This is a genomic window from Bhargavaea cecembensis, assembly GCF_000826125.2.
GTDB lineage: Bacteria > Bacillota > Bacilli > Bacillales_A > Planococcaceae > Bhargavaea > Bhargavaea cecembensis_B.
In genome coordinates this window covers 1138519-1142919 of the sequence record NZ_LN651373.1, presented here as the reverse complement: position 1 = coordinate 1142919, position 4401 = coordinate 1138519, and the positions used below count along the sequence as shown (strand labels likewise).

Genomic DNA, 4401 nt, shown 5'->3' with positions numbered 1-4401 from the left:
CTTCCTCGAAATGGTCGGCCGCGACAATCCGCGATCATACAGCCGCGTGACGAACAGACGCGCCTCCGGATATCGGATGTCAGACTCCTCGCCGAGCCCTTCGCCCTCAAGGAATGCAAAAAACTCCTCGATGTCTTTTCCGTAGCCATCTACCGTCAACGGGGAAAAGTTCCGTTCGAGCCGGATGTATGCCTGGAATTCCTCTGCGGCTTCCCTCAGTCTGCCGTCCATCCCATCACCTCTCCGGTAAAATACAAAAGCCTCTAAAGTATAAGACATTTAGAGGCTTTGCACAATTAATCCGCTATTGTATTCGAGAAATTTCGAATTGTGCCGAGCGCGCGCTCAGCTTGTTTTTCCGCGCGCTCCGCTTTCTTCCGTACTTTCTCCCCGAGCGGCGGGAACAGGCCGAAGTTGACGTTCATCGGCTGGAAGTTGTCCGGGTTGGCTTCGCTGATGTAGCGCGCCATGCTGCCGAGGGCGGTTTCCGCCGGGAAGACGACCGGCTCCTCGCCGAGCGCGAGCCTGGCGGCGTTGATGCCGGCAATCAGTCCGCTCCCCGCCGATTCCACATAGCCTTCCACGCCCGTCATCTGACCGGCAAAGAACAGCGTATCGCGGCTCTTCAACTGGTAGGTCGGAGCCAGCACTTTCGGAGAGTTGATGAAGGTGTTGCGGTGGATCACGCCGTAGCGGACGATTTCCGCTTCCTCAAGGCCCGGGATCAGGCGGATGACTTCTCGCTGCGGGCCCCACTTCATATGGTTCTGGAAACCGACGATGTTGTAGAGGGTCCCGGCCGCGTTGTCCTGACGGAGCTGGACGACCGCATACGGCGTCTTGCCTGTCTTCGGATCCTCCAGGCCGACGGGCTTCATCGGGCCGAACCGCAGCGTGTCCCGGCCGCGGCGGGCCATTTCTTCGACCGGCATGCACCCTTCGAAGTACTTCTCTTCTTCAAAGTCTTTCAGGGCGACCGTCTCCGCCGTGGTGAGAGCTTCGTAGAAACGGCCGTACTCTTCTTCGGTCATCGGACAGTTCAGGTAGGCGGCCTCCCCTTTGTCATAGCGCGACTTCAGGTAGACCTTGTCCATATCGATGGAATCCTTCTCGATGATCGGCGCGGCGGCGTCATAGAAGTACAGGTCATACTCTCCCGTCCGCTTGCCGATCTCGGCGGCGAGGGCTTCGGACGTAAGAGGCCCGGTCGCGATGACGGTGATGCCGTCCGGGATCTCCGTCACTTCGCCGTTCACCACTTCGACGAGCGGATGGTTTTTCACTTGTTCGGTGACACGGCCGGCAAATTCGTGCCGGTCCACGGCAAGCGCCCCGCCTGCCGGGACGGCGCTGGAATCCGCCGACTGCATGATGACCGAGTCGAGTATCCGCATTTCCTCTTTCAGGACGCCGACCGCGTTCGTCAGGTTGTTCGCACGGAGCGAGTTCGTGCAGACAAGCTCGGCAAACTGGCCTGTGTGGTGGGCAGGCGTCTGACGGACCGGCCGCATTTCATAGAGCCGGACGTTGACCCCTCTTTTGGCGATCTGCCAGGCGGCCTCGCTTCCGGCAAGGCCCGCCCCGATGACATTAACGACTGGTGCCATGTCCAGTCACTCCCCTTTCAATCACTGTTGCGGCTGTTCTTTATAATCGCAGTCCGCGCACTGGATCTGCTTTCCTTTTTTCAGCTTCTTCTCGACGAGCATGCCGTTGCATTTCGGGCAAGGCCGGGCAATCGGCTTGTCCCACGAGATGAAGTCGCAGTCCGGATAGCGGTCGCAGCTGTAGAAAATCCGTTTTGTCTTGCTTTTGCGCTCGACGACTTCCCCTTCCTTGCACTTCGGGCACGTGACGCCGATCTTTTTCAGGATCGGCTTCGTGTTCCGGCAATCCGGGAAATTCGAGCAGGCCATGAACTTGCCGTAGCGGCCGAGCTTGATGACCATCGGCGAACCACATTTCTCGCAGTCCTCGCCGGCGGGTTCGTCCTTGATGACGACTTTCTCCATTTCTTCATCCGCGACTTTCAGCCGCTTCTCGAAGTCCTGGTAGAAGGAGTCGATGACTTCGACCCACCGGTTCTTCCCTTCCTCGATGCTGTCCAGTTCCTTCTCCATCTCGGCGGTGAATTCGATGTCGATGATTTCCGGGAAGAACTCCTGGACGAGGGTGTGGACGATTTCTCCGAGCTCGGTCGGGAGGAACCGCTTCGCGTCGAGCGAGACGTAGCCCCGCTTCTGGATCGTGTCGAGCGTCGGTGCGTAAGTGGACGGGCGGCCGATGCCGAGCTCTTCGAGCGTCTTGACGAGCCGGGCTTCCGTATAGCGCGGAGGCGGCTGGGTGAAGTGCTGTTTCGGTTCGATCTTGACGCTCTTCACGACATCGCCTTTCTCCATCGGCGGAAGCATTTTCTCTTTTTCGTCCGTCTTGTCGTCTTCGCCTTCGACGTAGACTTTCATGAAGCCCGGGAATTTCACCTGCGATCCGGTCGCGCGGAACATCACGTCTCCCTGGACGAGATCGGCCGTAACCGTGTCGAGGATCGCCGGCGCCATCCGGCTTGCGATGAAGCGCTCCCAGATCAGCCGGTAAAGCCGCAGCTGGTCGTTTGTCAGGACGGCCTTGAGCGAAGCCGGCGTGCGGAGGACGGAAGTCGGGCGGATCGCCTCGTGGGCATCCTGCGCGTTCTTCTGCTTCGTCTGACGCTCTCCGGGCGCGGAGTACTCTTTGCCGTATTCGGAATGGATGAAGTCGGACGCTTCCGCTTTGGCGGTGTCGGAGATCCGGGTCGAGTCGGTCCGCATGTAGGTGATGAGCCCGACGCTTCCTTCCTTGCCGACGTTGATCCCTTCATAGAGCTGCTGGGCGAGCATCATCGTCTTGCGTGCACGGAAGTTCAGTTTTCGCGCCGCCTCCTGCTGGAGGGAGGACGTCGTGAAAGGCGGGGCCGGGTTCCGCTTGCGCTCTTTCTTGATGAGCTCGGCGACTTCGAATTCATCGCCTTTGAGATTCCCGAGCACTTTGTCGACCGATGCGCGGTCCGGAAGCTTCACTTTTTTCTTCCCGTCGCCGTGGTAGCCGGCGGTGAACTCTTTTGCGCCTTTGCCGAATGTGCCCGTGATCGACCAGTATTCTTCCGGCTTGAATCCGCGGATCTCGTTTTCCCGGTCGATGATGAGGCGGAGTGCCACGGACTGGACGCGTCCGGCCGAAAGGCCTTTCTTCACTTTCTTCCAGAGGATCGGGCTGATGTTGTAGCCGACGAGCCGGTCGAGCACGCGGCGTGCCTGCTGGGCATCGACGCGGTCGCGGTTGATCGGCCTCGGGTGCTTGAATGATTCCACGATCGCGTCTTTCGTGATTTCGTTGAAGACGACCCGGCAGTCGGTGTTCTCGTCGATGCCGAGCGCCTGTGCAAGATGCCATGCGATCGCTTCGCCTTCGCGGTCGGGGTCAGATGCGAGGAAGACTTTCTTCGCTTTCTTCGCCGCCGTCTTCAGTTCCTGAAGCACCGGGCCCTTTCCGCGGATCGTGATGTATTTCGGCTGGTAGTTGTGTTCCACGTCGACACCCATCTGGCTTCGAGGCAGATCGATGACGTGTCCCACGGATGCTTTTACTTTATATTTTCTTCCAAGATATTTTTCGATCGTCTTCGCCTTTGCGGGCGATTCGACGATGACGAGATAATCCGCCATTCAACTTCCTCCTGTCGAGGTTGCAATGCCATTTTAAACAAAGTCCTGTTGCAAAATGTAATATAACTTCTTACTAAATGCAACCATTATCGGTTTCGGCCGGACTCAGCGCGGACCGCCGGGAGGTTCTCCGAGCACCGTGAATCCGTCAAGCGCAGGAGCCGCCCCCTCCAGGATCAGACGGTTCGGACCCGCCGACAGCGGGGCGTTCACGGGGCCCGGAACGGCATAAACATCCTTGCCGTGTTCGAGCGCATGGTCGATCGTGCTCATCGTGCCGCTCTTCACGGCGGCTTCGGTGACGACCACCAAGTCCGACAGGCCGCTGATGATCCGGTTCCTCATTGGAAACTGCCATCTCTGCGGGCCGGCATACGGCGGATATTCGGTCAGGAGAAGATGGTCGCGGCCGATCACTTCGAACAAGCCGTTGTTCTCTTTCGGATAGCGGTGGAACAGCCCGTGGCCGAGGACGGCGATCGTGCGCCCGCCGCTTCGGATGGCGGCCTCGTGGGCCATGGCATCCGCTCCTTTGGCGAGACCGCTGACGATGGGGATGCCTTCTGAAACGAGCGGAGGCACGATGATGGAGATGGCCTGCCGGGAATAGGCGGTCGCCTTGCGGGAACCGATGACCGCCGCTTTTCTGGGAGCTGAAAGGATGGACGGATCCCCCGCCGCATAAAGCACGGCGGGCGGG

At 59.4% G+C, this 4401-nt stretch carries 4 protein-coding genes; all 4 read right to left on the bottom strand.

The window, feature by feature from the left end:
- The coding region (locus BN1189_RS11165) for a site-specific integrase (RefSeq protein ID WP_040228114.1) at positions 1–231 on the bottom strand (231 nt) is incomplete at its 3' end.
- Between the two features lie 65 nt (positions 232–296).
- On the bottom strand, positions 297–1607 hold the full coding sequence (gene trmFO, locus BN1189_RS11160) for an FADH(2)-oxidizing methylenetetrahydrofolate--tRNA-(uracil(54)-C(5))-methyltransferase TrmFO (protein ID WP_040228113.1): 1311 nt from the start codon (positions 1605–1607) through the stop codon (positions 297–299).
- A 21-nt stretch (positions 1608–1628) separates the two neighbouring features.
- The gene (topA, locus tag BN1189_RS11155; protein ID WP_040228112.1) at positions 1629–3701 is read right to left on the bottom strand and encodes a type I DNA topoisomerase; all 2073 of its coding nucleotides are present in this window, start codon (positions 3699–3701) and stop codon (positions 1629–1631) included.
- A gap of 105 nt (positions 3702–3806) precedes the next feature.
- Positions 3807–4401, bottom strand: a 595-nt coding sequence (dprA, locus tag BN1189_RS11150) for a DNA-processing protein DprA (RefSeq protein ID WP_040228111.1), incomplete at its 5' end; no start/stop codon positions are given.